Below are 14883 nucleotides of genomic sequence, written 5' to 3' on the forward strand. Positions count from 1 at the left end.
GCGAGGGGGCTTGGTCAAGTGAAATCTTTACACTGTCAATATTGCGTCCTATAGCTGGCCCATGGGCAAGAGCGAAATCAGGACAGAAACCGCGCGCGGTGCGCGCACCCCAAAGAAGGCGAGCGCGCCGGCGCGTCCCGCCCGACGGCCGGCGAGCGTCAAGGCCGAGGCGCCCTATCACCATGGCGCGCTACGCGAGGCGCTGCTCCAGGCCGCCGAACGAGTGCTGGAGCGTGACGGGCTCGCCGGCCTGACATTGCGCGCGGTGGCGCGCGAGGCGGGCGTCTCACACGCCGCGCCCACCCATCATTTCGGCGACCTCACCGGGCTTCTCAGTGAGCTCGCTGCAGTCGGCTTCCGCCAGTTCAATGCGGCGATGGCGTCGTCCTGCGACGCCGCCGCCACCCCGCTCGAGCGCGCGCTAGCGCGGCCGAAGGCCTATGTTGCCTATGCCCAGGCTCACCCCGGCATGTACGGCATCATGTTCCGCACCGAGCGCCTCGACTATTCCAGGCCGTCGCTGCACGAGGCCGCCGAGGCGTCCTTCGCCGGGCTCGCCAATGCCGTCGGCATGATGCGGCAGGAGCAGATCAGCGGCGACGCGCTGACGCTCCATCAGGGCGCCGCGATCTCGCGCGCGTGGTCGATGGTACACGGTTTTACCATGCTGCTGCTCGATGGGCGGCTGGAGGATATTCTGGGCCGCCTGCCCGAGGGGACGACGCCTGAACGCCTGCTCGAGGCGATGCTGATGTCGCCCGTGACGGGGAAGCCGCCGGGTCCCTGATTCAGCCGGGACGAACGCAACCTTTGCGGTGGTCGCGCCAAGACGAAAGCCTAGCGCATCGTCGCGAGCTCGACCGCGCGGCCGCGTGCGCCGATGATCTTCACCTCGTCCTTGCCGCAGGTAAAGCTGCGGGCGAACTCGTCCGCGGCCTTGCGCGCGAGCTCATTGGCGTTCGGGTTGGCGATGGCGTCGACATAGGCGACGTGGCAGACTGGGCCGGGTGGCAGACGGGTCACGATCAGCATGGCCTTGGTGTTCGGCCGCCCCTGCTTGTCGGGATCGATGCCATCGGCGATGTGCCAGCGCTGGATCATCGCAAACGGCTTGGCCCTAGCGGTGCGCCATTCGACGGTAGTCTCGGACGAGTTGAACGGAGCGAACCAAACTTTTGCCGCCGGTTCCTCGGCCGCGGCCTTGCGATTGCGGCCGACGGAGACGATTTCGCGAAGATCATCCTCGGCGATCAGGACCACGAGGCCATCCTTGCCCTTGCAGACCCGAGTCGTGCTGCCGTCGAGCTCGCTGGGCTTGCCGATCTGGCGGCAATCCTTCGGGGCCGTCGAGCTATATTGGCTGCCCAGGGATTGGGCGTCGGAGCGTTCGAGACCGCTGCACATCAGCAACATGGCCAGGGCTGCGGTGGTGATGCGGAACATGACGACGCCTTTGACCGAGCGGGAACTCCGTACCATCAGACGTCTTGATTGTGGGCAAGGTTCAAACAGTCTCGACAGACACCTGACAGCGGCCCGGAATCGTTCTAGAAGAACGGCTTCGCTTGGGCTCTTTCAGCCTCGTTCGCGTCCTCGTTTTTCGTGATCATGCCAGCCACCTCGTCGAACAAACCTTATCGCGTCGGCCGCTCGAAAACCGGGCTCGGCCTCTTCGCAACCAAGCCGATCAAGAAGGGCGCCCGGATCATCCGTTATTACGGACCGATCCTGGACTCCCGGATTCCCGAGCACGACGACATCGAGAACAAATACCTGTTCGAGCTCAACGGCCGCTGGACCATCGACGGCTCGGTGCGCAAGAACCTCGCGCGCTACATCAACCATTCGTGCCGGCCCAACGCCGAATCCGACGTCCGGCCGCGCGAGCGCAAGGTCTTCATCCGCGCCATCAAGAACATCGAGCCGGGCGATGAGATCAACTACGACTACGGCACCGATTATTTCAAAGCCTACCTGAAGCCGATCGGCTGCAAGTGCGAATCTTGCGAGAAGAAGCGCAAGAAGCTGCGCGCCGAGGCCCGGGCCGAGCGCGCCAAGGTGAAGGCGCGCACGGAGCGCAAAGCGCAGAAGGCGGGTGCGAAGGCCGCCAAAAAGAAGAAGCTCAACGGCGTCGCTGTTGGCAAAGCCAACGGGCGCGCGCGGGCGTAGCCTGAGTTCGAGCTTCCGGCACAACTGTCATGCCCCGCGAAAGCGGGGCATCCAGTACGCCGCGGCCTCTCCGTATGCAACGACTGCCTCTGGAATACTGGGTCGCCCGATCAAGCCGGGCGACGACAGCGAGTGATGTGGCCTCACGCGGCCACCGCTCGCCCGCTCCTGCGCAATCCCACATATTGCAGTTCGGCAAACACGCCGGTCGCGATTGCCTGCGCCACGACCATGAGCTCGCCGGCAAGGTTCGGCGACACCGCGCCCGAGAGCAGCAGCGCGATGCTGCCGAGCGTCCAGGCTGCGTTGCCGACCACGACCAGCAGCACGAGCGGCTTTGCCACGGAGGCGCGTGAGGCCAGCCAGCCGACGAGTGCGGTGTAGGCGATCAGGAACAGGCCGGTCTCACGCAGCAGCGCGTCGGGCAGGTTGAACAGCGACGCGAACGCGCTAGCGCCGAAAGTGAAACCGAGAGCGGCGACGCCGCTGAAGATGGCGTCGGCAAGAAGTGCGCGGCGAAGGAAGGTGGATGCGTCGATCATCGTGGGTCTCCATGGTTAGGGTGGGCTCGAGGTGAAACTCAGTGCCATCCGCGCGACCAGGCGCGGAGCAGGCGGGCAAGGCGGAACGGGCAGAGGCTCCTGCCGACGCTGTGCTCGAAGGCTGTGACCTGCGCGACGACATAGTCGCCGGTCGAATGCACCAGCGGCTCCGGCATGTTGAGGCTGCGCGCCAGCATCCGGGTTGCGAGCGCCATGGCCCAGGGAACAAGGTGGTCTGTGATGGTCCGGTAGAGCAGCAGTGCGATCATGGTCGTCTCTTGGTGCGACCCAAGATGCGCCGACCCAAGGCCCAATTCGATTACCTCCGACGTAATGGAAGGGCCGAAATCTGCGTGCTAGGTTTTCGACCATGAACGCACATGCATCCACGGCACAGGCCGAACGCAGCCAGCCGGTCCATATCGGCGACCATTTGCGCGAATGGCGGCAGCGCCGCCGCATGAGCCAGCTCGATCTCGCCGGCGAGGCCGACATCTCGGCGCGGCATTTGAGCTTCGTCGAGACCGGCCGCGCCGCACCCTCGCGCGACATGGTGCTCAGACTCGCCGAGCGCCTCGACGTGCCGTTGCGCGAACGCAACGTGCTGCTGGTCGCCGCCGGCTATGCCCCCGCCTTTCCACAGCGCCCGCTGGAGGATCCCGCCTTGAAATCAGCCCGCCAGGCGATCGAGCTCGTCCTCAGGGCGCATGAGCCCAATCCGGCGCTGGCCTATGACCGGCACTGGAATCTGGTTTCGGCCAACCGCATGCTGGCGCCGCTGCTCGCCGGCATTCCGCAGCGGCTGCTCGGTCAGCCCTTCAACGTGCTGAGGCTCGCCTTCCATCCCGAGGCGCTGGCGCCGCGCACGGTCAATCTCGCGGAATGGTGCGGGCATCTACTGGAGCGGCTGCACCGGCAATGCGAGGCGACCGCCGATCCCGAGCTGATCAAACTGTACAACGACCTGAAGAGTTATCCGATCCCGGCGCGCGCGGCGCCGCTGTCGAGCGACAATGTCGCGATCCCCTTCAAGCTGCGCCACGAGGGGGAGATACTCAGTTTCTTCTCGACCACCATGGTGTTCGGCACGCCCGTCGACATCACGCTGTCGGAGCTGGCTCTGGAAACCTTCTTCCCGGCCGACGAGCGCACTGCCGAGCGCCTCCGACAAATGGCAGCAGCCATGAGCTAGCGGCCTTGCCTCGGAACGGGTTCGGCTTATCTTTGGCCACAAACCCGCAACGCCCGAAGGAGGCGCTCATGAGCACCCTAAAGCCGCTCCAGATCGACGTCGTTTCCGACGTGGTATGCCCCTGGTGCTATATCGGCAAGCACCGGATCGAGAGCGCGCTGGCGCTGGTGCCCGATGTTCCGGTCAAGCTCAATTTCCGTCCCTTCTTCCTCAATCCGTGGGTGCCGTCCGAGGGCATCAGCCGGGAAGAGTATCTCACCAAGAAGTTCGGCTCGGTCGAGGCTTATAAGGGCATTGCCGGACGCGTCGTTGCGGCCGCGGGCGAAGAGGGGCTCGTCTATCGGCCCGAGCTTGTCGCGCGTCAACCCAACACCACCGACTGCCATCGCCTGATCCTCTGGGCTGAGGCGATCGGCAAGGCGCCCGAGATGAAACAGCGCCTGATGGAGCTCTACTTCCGCGACGGCGGCGACCTCACCGATTTGAACGTGCTTGTGCAGGCGGCTGCCGATATCGGCCTCGATGCCGATGACGTCCGCAAGCGCCTCGTGACCGACGAGGACGTCGCGCGCGTGTCGGCGGACGCGCAGGAAGCCGCCGACAAGGGCATCTCCGGCGTGCCGACTTACGTGTTCGCGCAGAAATACGCCGTCTCCGGCGCGCAGGATCCCAACATGCTCGCGCGCGCGATCCGCGAGGTCTCCGCGGAGATCAACGCCCAGGCGGCGGAGTAGGAGCTATCCTATTTACGAAGCAGGCGAACTGCGCGGCGAGCCGCCGCGTAGGCGATGCCGTGCGCCGCGAGCGCTCCGTGAACGAGCGCCACGATCGGGTCGTTCCGCCGCAGCGGTATCAGCACGTCGCCGACGGCGAAGCGCCCGCGCCAGATCGGGTTGATCATCGGGTGATCGGCGCTCGCGGTGGAATCCGCGCTGGCGATGGCGGGATCGGCGCAGAGGCGGCGGGTGAGCTCGAGCGTAAGCTGCACGCCCGGCGAATATCTTGCAAAGCGCTCGTCGATGCCGAGCTTGAAGAAGAAAGCGCGATCCTGGTGGCGCAGCACGATGCCGGCAGCCACCGGCGTCGCGCCGGCGCGAAGGGTGACGATCTCGCATTGCGCGGTTTCCGCCAGCGCGGGAACCGCGCGACGGATGAAGGTTGCATCGCCGGCGTGCTGGACCAGCGCGGTTCCGCGCTTGCCCTTCCATCCACTGGCTTCGAGCTGCAAGAATGTCTCGAGCGCCGGCCTGATCTCGTCGGGGCTGCGCGCGACGTCGAACACGACGGCGCCGTGATCTTCGAGGCGATGGCGCTGGCGGCGTAGCTCCTTGAGTTTCTTGGTGCCGAGCGCGTCGCGTAGCAGCGTCTCACCGTCCTGCGTCGCGTCGAGACTGGCGCGGATGTAGGAGTCGAGGAGGCGCGGCTTCAGGCCGTCCCGATTCAGAACCTGGCTGAGGGCGGTCATTGCCGCCCCATCGAGCGCGACATCGTTCAGCACGAGCGCATGCGCTCCGGTCGCGCGGGCCTGCTGCAGCAGGCGCGTCGCCCCCTCGATCGGGGCATCGCGGTCAATCAGCGGGCTGCATAGCGTGCCGTAAGGATGCGCGCTCACCAGCGCGGGCAGGGGAATCTTCCATGCCCGCCAGAGCGAGATCACCGGCATCAGCCCGATCAGCCGCGATCCATCGCATGCGGGAAGCGCCGAGGCATCGGTGCGGTCGCGCGCGGTTGCGCTGACAGCGAGTTCCCAGCCCGGCAGGTAATATCCGTTCGGCTCGATCGCGCGCTGCGCGAGTGCGCGCCACTGGCCGGGTTCGATCGCCGTAAGCGGGACGCGCGCACGCGCCGCCGCGGCATGCTTTGCCGATCCCGGCTTGATCGCATCCTGGTGCGCGATGTCGACCACGTCCCGTCGTCCCCGTTCAGGAGGCCATGCTTAGCGCAAAGATTGGAAAATACCGTTGGGACGCCGCTTCAATTCGAGTGGTAATATTAACGTCTCGTTGAGCATCCGGCCGCGAGCCGCCGGATACCGCGGGAGACGGTGCCTAGCGGTCACCCGGCACGAAATGGTCGCGGGCGCTTGCACGTCCGCCGCCGGCGGTGTCGGTGATCCTGATGTCGATGTCGCGCGAGGTCTGCGGCAACTGGGTCGGGTCGACCTGCACCGACAGCCGGACCTCGCGGGTTTGATCCTGCCCGACCTCGACGACGGGCTTGCCGTCAGCTCCGGTCTCGATGCCGGCGACGCGAATTGTCGCGCCCGGCAGGCCGGAGACCTCGAGCGCAAACGACCGCTGCGCGCCCTTGTTGAGGATGCGCACGGTGTAGTCGTTGCGAACGCCGCCATCGGCGAGCTGAACGAAGAGTGGATTGCGCTCGTGCAGCACGTTGACGTCCATCGTCGCGCGCGTGGCGAGCGCGTAGAGCATGATGCCGCCGACGATGGCAATGGCCGCGGTATAGATCAGGGTGCGCGCGCGGATGATGCGGTAAATCGGCGCCTTGCCCTCGCTCCGGCGTTGCATGTTGATGTCGGTATCATAGCCGATCAGGCCGGCGGGCCGGCCGATCTCCCGCATGACGGTGTCGCAGGCGTCGATGCACAGGCCGCATTGGATGCAGCCGAGCTGGATGCCGTGCCGGATGTCGACGCCGGTCGGGCAGACATTGATGCACTGCTGGCAGTCGATGCAGTCGCCCGCGATGTCGCCCTGGGTGCGGGCGACGTGCGCCTTCTTCACCGACATGCGTGGCTCGCCACGGTCGCGGCGATACGTGACGTTGAGCGCCCATTCGTCGGTCAGCGCCGCCTGGATGCGCGGCCAGGGACACATGTAGATGCAGATCTGCTCGCGGGCGTGGCCTGCAAAGACGTAGGTCGTTGCGGTCAGGATGCCGATCCAGAGATAGGCGATGAAGGGGGCCTGGAAAGTGGCGAGCTCCTTCACCAGCGTCGGCGCGTCAGCGAAATAGAGCACCCAGGCGCCGCCGGTCCACCAGGCGATCATGATCCAGAGGAAGTGCTTGGTTGCGACCTTTCGGATGTGACCAAAGGTCCAGTAGCGCTTGTCGCCCAGCATGCGCTCGCGCCGGTCGCCCTCGACCCAGCGTTCCACCGCATAGAACAAATCGGTCCATAACGTCTGTGGGCACATGTGGCCGCACCAGATACGACCGGCCACCGCGTTCATCAGGAACAGCGCCATGGCGGCAATGATGAGCAGGCCCGTGAAGTAATAGACTTCCTGCGGCCACAGTTCGATGAAGAAGAAATAGAAGCGACGATGCGGCAAGTCGACCAGGACAGCCTGGTTCGGCAGGCCGGGTCCGCGGTCCCAGCGAATGAAGGGCAGCAGATAGTAGGTCCCGAGCGTGACGCAGAGGATCGCCCATTTGATGCGGCGGAACGGCCCTCGGACCGATTGCGGATAGACCTTCTTCCGCTTCTCGTAAAGCGGGCCCTCGATGATGGTATCGTCGGTCATCCTGCGTTCCTCGCGTCTAGCGCGGGCGAGCGCCTATCCGGGAGTGCAGAAGAGGCGGTACAGCGTCTCCAGCAACGAGCGGACTTCCTGGCTCGCGATGCTGTAGTATACCGTCTGACCATCCCTTCTGGGTTTGACCAGGCTCAATGCGCGCATCTTGCCGAGATGCTGAGATAGTGCGGCCGACGACAGGCCTGCGATGTCGGCGAGCTCGCCGACCGACTTCTCGCCGTCCAGCATGTTGCAGAGGACCAGCAGCCGCTTCGGATTGCCCATGGCCGTGAGGAGGCGGGAAGCCTCCTCGGCCTTCTCCTCAAGCGCGACCAACTCTTGATTGCGGACCTTGCGTTTCATGGCCGACATGTATATTAGTATATTCGAAAATACGAAAGCGCTAAAGTAATGGTATCCGGTGTCCGCGCCGGGCGTGCTCTCGATCCGGAGGTCGCATGGTCTCGACATCATTTACGCCAATCGCCTCTCTTGTTGGCGGTGCGCTGATCGGCTTGTCTGCCGTTCTGCTGATGTGGGCGACGGGGCGGATCGCCGGCGTCAGCGGCATCGCGGCGCGACTGTTTCCCCCTTACGAGGACCGCCAATTTCCTGGCCGGCTTGCCTTCGTCGCGGGCCTCGTCGCCGCGCCCGTGCTGGTGCTGCTCGTCACCGGAAGCCTGCCGGCGCAGACGATCGAGGCGCAGCCGGTCGTTTTGATTGTCGGCGGCTTGCTCACGGGTTTCGGTTCGGTCTGGGGCAGTGGCTGCACCTCCGGCCACGGCGTCTGCGGCCTGTCGCGGCTCTCGGCGCGCTCGCTGGTCGCGACCATGACCTTCATGGCGACCGGCATGGCGACGGTCCTCGTGATGCGGCACGGGACCTGATGGCGATGGCTATACCGGTTCAATTCTTGATCGGCGTGATCTTCGGCCTCGGCCTGATCGTCTCGGGCATGGCGAATCCGGCGAAGGTCCTGAACTTCCTCGACGTCGGCGGCATTCCTGCGGGGACGTGGGATGCGAGCCTTGCCTTCGTGATGGCCGGCGCGGTGGCCGTGACTTTCACCGGCTTCAAACGGGTCCTGAAGCTCGCGCGTCCCTACTTCGCCGAACGATTTTATCTTCCAACGCGAAGCGACATCGACCCCAGGATCATCGCAGGCCCCGCGATCTTCGGGGTGGGTTGGGGACTGGCGGGCTTCTGTCCGGGGCCGGCGCTGACCGCGCTTGGATTTGGCTCCGTGTCCGCCGTCATCTTCGTCGCTGCAATGAGTGCCGGCATGGTGCTCGCCCGTTTCATCGCTCACCTGCCGTCGTTGACGCGCTTCATCACGCCGGCCGACCCGTTCGACACCTAGAGTAAACGCAGAGAGTAAGTCATGGACAAGAATTACCCCGAGATCACCCGCCAAATCTCCGCCAACCTGCGCAAGCTGCGCAGTGACATTCCGGACACCATGAAAGGATTTGCCGCGCTTGCCCAGGCCGCCACGCGCGACGGCGCGCTGGACAAGAAGACCAAGGAAATGATTGCGCTCGCGCTCGGCGTTGCCGCGCATTGCGAGGGCTGTATCGGCTTCCATACCGAAGCCCTGGTCAAGCTCGGTGCAACGCGCGAGGAGGTCGAGGAAACGCTCGGCATGGCCGTCTATATGGGTGGTGGGCCATCGCTGATGTATGCCGCGGATGCGATCGCGGCCTACGAGCAGTTCCAGCAGCAGACGCTTGCCGCCTGACGTCTGCGATGCGAATTGCAGAGGCGGGACCGGGCGAGTTGTCTCGTCGGCTCCCGCCTGTCGTGGCTTCATCGACTACCAGCGGTCGCCGCCGACACCGACGCCCACACTGACGCCGGGCGCGCGGATGCCGACGCCGCCGCGCGGACCGTCGTCCCAGTCGCGATAGGTGCGGCGCTCATAGTAGCGGTCGCGCGGCATGGTCGCGTAGGAGTCGCGCACGATCACGCGCGAGCCGCCGCGGGTGCGATAGCAATTGCCGGAATCATCGCAGACCAGTCGCACTTGCTGGACGAGATCGGGGCTGGTGTATTCGCTGCTCGTGTAAACGTCGGCGGCCTTCGCGCCGCTCACCGCTGCCAAGGCTCCGACACCAGTCAGCAACGCAATCGTGAATGTCCTCATCATGTCCTCCTCGAAACTGCCCTCGGCGGTAACAAGAAGGGGAGGCCGTGATCGTTCCGGCAAAATTACAGGTTTTTCCCGGAACCGGATCGGATGTCGGCTTGATCCGTTCCCTAGATCGGCTCGTAGCTTTCCGACCCGCAGATGTCGTCCGCTTCGGCGCGGCGGCGATCGACCACCTTTCCGCTTGATATGGTCACGATGTAGGTCTGTGGCCCGAGCGGCGAGCCGGTCGCCGAGGTGAGGTGGGCTCGGACGCAAGCTGTCCAACCCGATCCCCGCACCTCTCGATGGGGTGTGGCGACATGCACCTCGCGCGGATAGGACGTGCTGAGGAAGACGAATTCGATCTGCTCGCGCACGACGCGTTTGACGTCGGGGGGCGATTCGGGCGGAGGCTGCTCGGCCTCCTTCATGCGCATGAACTCGGGCACCGGTGCGCGGCTGTCCGCAAAGCCGCAGGCCCCGAGCGCGAGCGCGCTGGCGATCAGCGCGGCATGAGCAATAATCCGTAACATCCGTGAAGGTCCCCTGCGGGCCAAAACATAGGCACGAATGCGATCCGACGAAGACCCGGCCGATCAAGATTTGCTGAAGCCGGGATTTCCTGAAGTCAGGATTTGCTCAAGCTCCGGAGCCCGCAGCATTGGCTATTCGATAATTGCCGGCTAGTTTGTACCCCAGACGAGGGGGATTGCGCCCATGAGGATTTTGATCATAGCGGCCGCCGTGCTGGCGCTGGCGGTTGCCTCCGCGCAGGCGCAGATGGGAGGCGGCAGGCGTCAGCCTAACGAGGGCGGCCAGAAGGCGGACAACAAGCCCAAGGTCGACGAGAAGGCCTACAAGGCCGCACTCGAGCGCATTCCCGAGTCCAAGGAGAAGTACGATCCGTGGAGCGGGGCGCGGCCGCCTGAACCTGCCAAGAAGCCGAAATAGGTGAGGCGGGCGTTGGCGAGCCGCCCGTGCTATTCGGCCGCTCTCGTCACGCTCCTCTTGTTTTCGTCGTGGCCAGGCATCGCTTGGGAGAGCTGGGGTGGCGATCCCGGTGGCTCGCGCTTCTCGCCATTGCGAGAGATCACGCCCGGCAATGTCGGCAACCTGGTGCGGGCCTTCGAATTCCACACGGGCGATCTCGCGGCGCGGCCGCCCGGGGTGATGCGGCGAACCAAATTCCAGGCGACGCCGCTGTTCGTCGAGGACAGCCTGGTCTTCTGCTCGCCCTTCAACGAGGTGATCGCGCTCGATCCCGGCACGGGCGCGCAGAAATGGCGCTACGATCCCAAGATCGCGATCAACCAGCGTCCCGCCAATCGTTACGTCTGCCGCGGCGTCACTTACTGGATCGACGACGAGGCGCCTGTAGATGCCGCATGTCGATCGCGCATCTTCATGGGCACCAACGATGTTCGTCTGATCGCGCTCGATGCGAAGACGGGAATCCCCTGTGGCGGATTCGGCAGGGGTGGTGAGGTCAGGCCCGATATCGGCATGAAGCTGGAATGGCCCGGCGAATTCCAGATCACCTCGCCGCCGGCGGTCGGGCGCGGGGTCGTCGTGGTCGGCTCCGCGATCGGCGACAACCGCCGCGTCGACGCGCCGAGCGGTATGGTGCGCGCGTTCGATGCGCGCAGCGGTCAGCCGCGCTGGACCTTCGAGCCGCTCAAGCGCGACGGCATCGAAGCCGGTCACGCCAATGTCTGGGCGCCGATGTCGGTCGACGCGGCGCGCGGACTGGTATTCCTGCCGACGTCCTCGCCGTCGCCGGATTTTTGGGGCGGCAAGCGGCCGGGCAACAACGAGCATGCCAATTCGGTGGTCGCGCTGCGCATCGAGACCGGCGAGCTCGTATGGGGATTCCAGACCGTGCATCACGACGTCTGGGATTACGATCTGCCGGCGCAGCCGACACTCACGCGCATCGACACCGACGAAGGTCAGCGCGACGTCGTGATCCAGCCGACCAAGCAGGGCTTTGTCTTCGTGCTCGATCGCGACACCGGCAAGCCGGTATGGCCGGTCGAGGAGCGCAGCGTCCCGCAGGGGGCCGCGGAAGGCGAACGGCTGTCGCCCACGCAGCCATTCCCAACGCATGTGCCACCGCTGATGTCGCAAAAAATCTCGACTGAGGATGCGCTCTCGCTCGTTCCTAGCCTGCGCCGCTCAGCTTGCGAGAAGCAGTTCGCGGAGGCACGCAACGAGGGCCTGTACACGCCACCCTCAACGCAAGGCACGCTGGAGTTCCCTTTCACCGGCGGCGGCGTCAACTGGGGCAGCGCAGCCTTCGATCCCCTCAACCAGGTCCTCTATGCCAATACCAGCCGGGCCGTTCATCTCATCAAGCTGATTCCGCGGGCGGAGGCGACCGGATTCGATCCTCCGCCCGGTCATGATTTCGGCCAGCAGAATGGTGCGCCGTTTGCGATGTCGCGTGCGGTCGTAATGTCGCCGCTCGGGTTTCTTTGCAACAAGCCGCCCTGGGGCGAGATGGTCGCGGTCGATCTGAAGGCCGGCAAGATCCTCTGGCGTTCGACGGTCGGCACCACCGAGGATCTCGCCCCGCTCGGCGTGCCGCTGCCGTGGGGTGCGCCGCTCGTCAACGGGCTCGCGGTCACGGCAGGCGGGCTCGTCTTCACCGGAGCGATGGACGCCTATTTGCGCGCCTTCGATGCGCGCAGCGGCAGGGAGCTGTGGCAGGGTCGGCTGCCCGTGCCCGGCGTCGCCAATCCCATGACCTATCTCTGGAAGGGCGAGCAGTATGTCGCGATCGGCGCCGGTGGCCACTCCGAGGCAGGCACCTCGATCGGCGACAGCGTCGTTGCGTTTCGCCTGGCACGGCCGGGCGAGGGGCCGTCGCTGTGGTCGCGTACCATCGATCGCCCCGGTGGACGATTTTTTGCGGCATCATCGGTGATCGCGCTCGCGATTGTCGCGCTCGTTGTCGCAAGCCTGCGCTGGCGGCGCCGGCGACGTAGCGCGCGAACATGACGCGGCATCGCGCGCGCGATGCGAACGATCATTCACATCATGTGCACTACTGTACGAAAGCGAGGCCGATGCGCCTTTCGTGGCGCCAGACGGGGCGGCATTTGCGCACGAAATTGTCGCGCGCGATCGCGAGTGTGAACGATTGCGGCAATGTGACGAGGGCATCGAGGTCGATTGCGGCGCCGTCCGCCGACATATTTCGCACCGTGCACGTGATGCCGCTGTTTTCAAAGGTGATCTTTCCACCCTTGAAAACACGGTAACGCTGCGCTGCACGCTTCTCGATCATCCGCGTTAATCCATAATGATCTTTGTGAAGTAGTGCATAGAAATTACGTTGAACTAAACTCAATACTGGCGCTACTTGCACAGTGCTTCAGATTTCGTTTACGACGTCGAAGCGGAAGTCACTCCGCCGATTTTCCCCCAAGCCGTTCCTTTGTGGCGCTACGCGCCGATGGAGATATTGATGAAGACCACGTTTTCGCTTCTGTTCGCCGCAGCGCTTTCGCTGTCGTCCATGCCCGCCCACGCCACCAAGCTCGATCTCGCGACCATGAGCTGCAAGCAGTTCCTGGAGAGCGGCGACGACACCATCAAGATGGTGCTGACCTGGATGGACGGCTGGTACAAGGGCGATGAAGAGAACGCGATCATCGACACCGACGTGTTCGTCGAGAACGCCAAGCAGTTCGGCAGCTATTGCGGAAAAAATCCGAACGTCAGCATCGTCACCGCGGCTGACGAAGTGCTCGGCAAGTAGCTTCTGCCGTGACGGCGCGACGCGCGATCACAACCGCGTTTCCCGTCTCGACATGACGCCATCGAGAGCCGCGGTGCGCATTGCGCTCACGCGGCTTTCTTCTTTGATGCTCACCCCGGCAGCATCGCGAACGCGCTCGACACCATCGCCACCGGCTTGTTGTCGGTGGCCGAGAGCAGCGTGACCCGGCCAAAGCTCATGGTGCGCCCGAGTCGCACCACGCGGGCGTCGGCCAGCACGTCCGACGAGGAGACCGCGCGCATGAAATGCGTGGTCTGGTCGACGGTGGTCATCGGACGATAGCCGCGGTTGGCGGCGAGGTTTGCGATCACCATCGCGGTGTCGGCGAGTGCCATCAGCGCCTGGCCGCAGACCACGCCGCCGTTGCGGCACAGCCGTTCCGAGAACGGCATGCGCAGGAGCGCTGCCGGCTGCCAGTCCGGCACGTCCGGCGGCGGCAGGTGCTCGATGCGCTCGACCGACAGATTGAGATCCTGGATCCAGGGGGCAAAGACTTCGCCGAGGATGCGTCGGGCCTCAGAGATGCCGAACTCGGCTTCTGGCTGCGATGGCATTGCTGTCGTTCCCTCCGTATTGTCGCATGTTCGGCATTCCGAGCGGACCGGCGCGGCAAAGTCACCCGGTCTGCTACGGGCCCGTCGGCTTGAAAATGCCTGACTTCGCCCGGTATGATGCCACGGAGTGGGTATGGGTGGGTGATGTTGCGTCGGTATGTCCTCGTGTTTTGTCTGGCCGGGCTCGGCCTGTTGCTGAACGGGTGCACCAAGTGCGGCCCGATCTGGGACGACTGGCTCCATGCGCCGAAATCGTGCAGATCGGACCGGCTCTAGCGGGCCGAGCGGCCCCTGCGGTTGTGACAGGGGTGACAAGGCACGGGCGACCCGCGCCGCCATGGATGATCAAGGAGTACATGATGAAGCTTTTCCGTATGGCCGCGGTGCTGGCTGTTCTGGCGGGACCGACCGTGCTGGCGGGACCGGCCTATGCGCAAATGCCCAATCTCAATTTGCTGCAGGAGGGGCCTGGCAAGACCCCCGAGGAGAAGGCCGCGGAAGCCGAGCGTGACAGGGCCTACAAGGAGACGCTGAAGAAGATTCCGGATTCCAAGGCCTCCAACGATCCCTGGGGCGGCATGCGCTCCGACCCGCCGAAGCAGGCGGCGGCGCCAAAGGCGTCGGCCGCGACCGGTGCGCCGAAGAAGAAATCCGGCACGACCGCCAATTGACCGTCTGCCCGATCGGAGGCGGTTGATGCCTCCGGCCGGGACTCCTCTTTGATCGGCCTGCTTCCTACATTGCGCGGGAGCGTATTGCGTCGAGGAGAGCAGAACATGGCCGATCGTCCGCGGGATCTCGCCGAGCGGATGGCGCGCCGGCGCAAGATGGGCGGCAAGCCCGGCACGAGGGCCGGCGACGGCTATCTGCGCGAGACCTTCACGCTGCCGCGCGCGGCGGCGCGGGAGAGGGCGCAGGCTTTCTTCGCCCGCTACCCCAAGGCCGGCTATATGAGCGCGGTCGAGACCTGGCGCGAGCTGCCCGGCGGCGACATCGAATTCACGATGCGGCGGCTGCCCAGCGCGGATTAGGCCT

The 14883-nt window shown here is 65.0% G+C and carries 22 protein-coding genes; 12 read left to right on the plus strand and 10 right to left on the minus strand.

Translation table 11 applies throughout. The features are described 5' to 3' along the window. The first annotated feature begins 61 nt into the window (after positions 1-61). Positions 62-787 (plus strand): TetR/AcrR family transcriptional regulator, encoded by a 726-nt coding sequence (locus tag AC0L3C_RS04490; RefSeq protein WP_473282009.1) that lies wholly within the window; start codon positions 62-64, stop codon positions 785-787. A gap of 50 nt (positions 788-837) precedes the next feature. Here AC0L3C_RS04490 and AC0L3C_RS04495 read toward each other — a convergent pair whose 3' ends face one another. Beyond that, the gene (locus tag AC0L3C_RS04495) at positions 838-1443 is read right to left on the minus strand and encodes a hypothetical protein (RefSeq protein WP_473407382.1); all 606 of its coding nucleotides are present in this window, start codon (positions 1441-1443) and stop codon (positions 838-840) included. 165 nt (positions 1444-1608) lie between these two features. Between AC0L3C_RS04495 and AC0L3C_RS04500 the strand changes: the two genes are divergently transcribed. Beyond that, a complete protein-coding gene (locus tag AC0L3C_RS04500; RefSeq protein WP_473282006.1) occupies positions 1609-2169 on the plus strand; it encodes an SET domain-containing protein in 561 nt (186 codons plus the stop codon). A gap of 143 nt (positions 2170-2312) precedes the next feature. On the opposite strand, the gene AC0L3C_RS04505 is transcribed toward AC0L3C_RS04500, so the two are convergent. Both AC0L3C_RS04505 and AC0L3C_RS04510 read right to left on the minus strand, forming a co-directional pair. After that, complete coding sequence (locus AC0L3C_RS04505; RefSeq protein ID WP_473282004.1) at positions 2313-2711, minus strand: hypothetical protein; 399 nt, start codon at positions 2709-2711, stop codon at positions 2313-2315. Between the two features lie 38 nt (positions 2712-2749). Then, positions 2750-2980 carry a hypothetical protein gene (locus AC0L3C_RS04510; RefSeq protein ID WP_473407283.1) on the minus strand — a complete coding sequence of 77 codons (231 nt, stop codon included), beginning with the start codon at positions 2978-2980 and terminating at the stop codon, positions 2750-2752. Between the two features lie 101 nt (positions 2981-3081). Here AC0L3C_RS04510 and AC0L3C_RS04515 point away from each other — a divergent pair, with 101 nt between their 5' ends. Together AC0L3C_RS04515 and AC0L3C_RS04520 are read left to right on the plus strand one after the other, a co-directional pair. Then, positions 3082-3903, plus strand: a complete 822-nt coding sequence (locus AC0L3C_RS04515) for a helix-turn-helix domain-containing protein (RefSeq protein ID WP_473407284.1) — start codon at positions 3082-3084, stop codon at positions 3901-3903. A gap of 68 nt (positions 3904-3971) precedes the next feature. Continuing rightward, a complete protein-coding gene (locus AC0L3C_RS04520) occupies positions 3972-4637 on the plus strand; it encodes a DsbA family oxidoreductase (protein WP_473407285.1) in 666 nt (221 codons plus the stop codon). 8 nt (positions 4638-4645) lie between these two features. Here AC0L3C_RS04520 and AC0L3C_RS04525 read toward each other — a convergent pair whose 3' ends face one another. From AC0L3C_RS04525 to AC0L3C_RS04535, 3 genes are all read right to left on the minus strand, one after another. Further along, complete coding sequence (locus AC0L3C_RS04525; protein WP_473407286.1) at positions 4646-5809, minus strand: GNAT family N-acetyltransferase; 1164 nt, start codon at positions 5807-5809, stop codon at positions 4646-4648. Between the two features lie 142 nt (positions 5810-5951). Next, positions 5952-7391, minus strand: a complete 1440-nt coding sequence (ccoG, locus tag AC0L3C_RS04530) for a cytochrome c oxidase accessory protein CcoG (protein WP_473407287.1) — start codon at positions 7389-7391, stop codon at positions 5952-5954. Between the two features lie 33 nt (positions 7392-7424). Then, positions 7425-7745: an ArsR/SmtB family transcription factor gene (locus tag AC0L3C_RS04535; protein ID WP_473259190.1), complete on the minus strand. Its 321-nt coding sequence runs from the start codon at positions 7743-7745 to the stop codon at positions 7425-7427. 95 nt (positions 7746-7840) lie between these two features. Here AC0L3C_RS04535 and AC0L3C_RS04540 point away from each other — a divergent pair, with 95 nt between their 5' ends. From AC0L3C_RS04540 to AC0L3C_RS04550, 3 genes are read left to right on the plus strand one after another with little or no spacing between them, the layout of a single operon-like run. Further along, on the plus strand, positions 7841-8269 hold the full coding sequence (locus AC0L3C_RS04540) for a YeeE/YedE family protein (RefSeq protein ID WP_473259187.1): 429 nt from the start codon (positions 7841-7843) through the stop codon (positions 8267-8269). Positions 8270-8274: 5 nt separating this feature from the next. Then, a complete protein-coding gene (locus AC0L3C_RS04545) occupies positions 8275-8742 on the plus strand; it encodes a DUF6691 family protein (protein WP_473259185.1) in 468 nt (155 codons plus the stop codon). Positions 8743-8763: 21 nt separating this feature from the next. Beyond that, the gene (locus AC0L3C_RS04550) at positions 8764-9120 is read left to right on the plus strand and encodes a carboxymuconolactone decarboxylase family protein (RefSeq protein ID WP_473407288.1); all 357 of its coding nucleotides are present in this window, start codon (positions 8764-8766) and stop codon (positions 9118-9120) included. A gap of 75 nt (positions 9121-9195) precedes the next feature. On the opposite strand, the gene AC0L3C_RS04555 is transcribed toward AC0L3C_RS04550, so the two are convergent. Next, positions 9196-9528 (minus strand): hypothetical protein, encoded by a 333-nt coding sequence (locus AC0L3C_RS04555; RefSeq protein ID WP_473281990.1) that lies wholly within the window; start codon positions 9526-9528, stop codon positions 9196-9198. A gap of 110 nt (positions 9529-9638) precedes the next feature. Then, positions 9639-10043: a hypothetical protein gene (locus tag AC0L3C_RS04560; RefSeq protein ID WP_473259180.1), complete on the minus strand. Its 405-nt coding sequence runs from the start codon at positions 10041-10043 to the stop codon at positions 9639-9641. Between the two features lie 184 nt (positions 10044-10227). Here AC0L3C_RS04560 and AC0L3C_RS04565 point away from each other — a divergent pair, with 184 nt between their 5' ends. Both AC0L3C_RS04565 and AC0L3C_RS04570 read left to right on the plus strand, forming a co-directional pair. Next, complete coding sequence (locus AC0L3C_RS04565; RefSeq protein WP_247400416.1) at positions 10228-10461, plus strand: hypothetical protein; 234 nt, start codon at positions 10228-10230, stop codon at positions 10459-10461. A gap of 12 nt (positions 10462-10473) precedes the next feature. Next, on the plus strand, positions 10474-12510 hold the full coding sequence (locus tag AC0L3C_RS04570) for a pyrroloquinoline quinone-dependent dehydrogenase (protein WP_473407289.1): 2037 nt from the start codon (positions 10474-10476) through the stop codon (positions 12508-12510). A gap of 46 nt (positions 12511-12556) precedes the next feature. Here AC0L3C_RS04570 and AC0L3C_RS04575 read toward each other — a convergent pair whose 3' ends face one another. Next, complete coding sequence (locus tag AC0L3C_RS04575; RefSeq protein WP_473281985.1) at positions 12557-12799, minus strand: PilZ domain-containing protein; 243 nt, start codon at positions 12797-12799, stop codon at positions 12557-12559. Positions 12800-12979: 180 nt separating this feature from the next. Here AC0L3C_RS04575 and AC0L3C_RS04580 point away from each other — a divergent pair, with 180 nt between their 5' ends. Then, positions 12980-13273 carry an HdeA/HdeB family chaperone gene (locus AC0L3C_RS04580; protein ID WP_007602202.1) on the plus strand — a complete coding sequence of 98 codons (294 nt, stop codon included), beginning with the start codon at positions 12980-12982 and terminating at the stop codon, positions 13271-13273. A 110-nt stretch (positions 13274-13383) separates the two neighbouring features. Here AC0L3C_RS04580 and AC0L3C_RS04585 read toward each other — a convergent pair whose 3' ends face one another. After that, positions 13384-13848, minus strand: coding sequence for a PaaI family thioesterase (locus AC0L3C_RS04585; RefSeq protein ID WP_473281982.1), 465 nt, complete (start codon positions 13846-13848; stop codon positions 13384-13386). Positions 13849-14207: 359 nt separating this feature from the next. On the opposite strand from AC0L3C_RS04585, the gene AC0L3C_RS04590 reads away from it, so the two are divergent. Together AC0L3C_RS04590 and AC0L3C_RS04595 are read left to right on the plus strand one after the other, a co-directional pair. Further along, positions 14208-14519 (plus strand): hypothetical protein, encoded by a 312-nt coding sequence (locus AC0L3C_RS04590; protein WP_473259169.1) that lies wholly within the window; start codon positions 14208-14210, stop codon positions 14517-14519. A gap of 105 nt (positions 14520-14624) precedes the next feature. Continuing rightward, positions 14625-14879, plus strand: a complete 255-nt coding sequence (locus tag AC0L3C_RS04595) for a hypothetical protein (protein ID WP_473259167.1) — start codon at positions 14625-14627, stop codon at positions 14877-14879. Positions 14880-14883: the final 4 nt, after the last annotated feature.

The sequence above is a fragment of the Bradyrhizobium sp. WSM4872 genome (assembly GCF_055811715.1).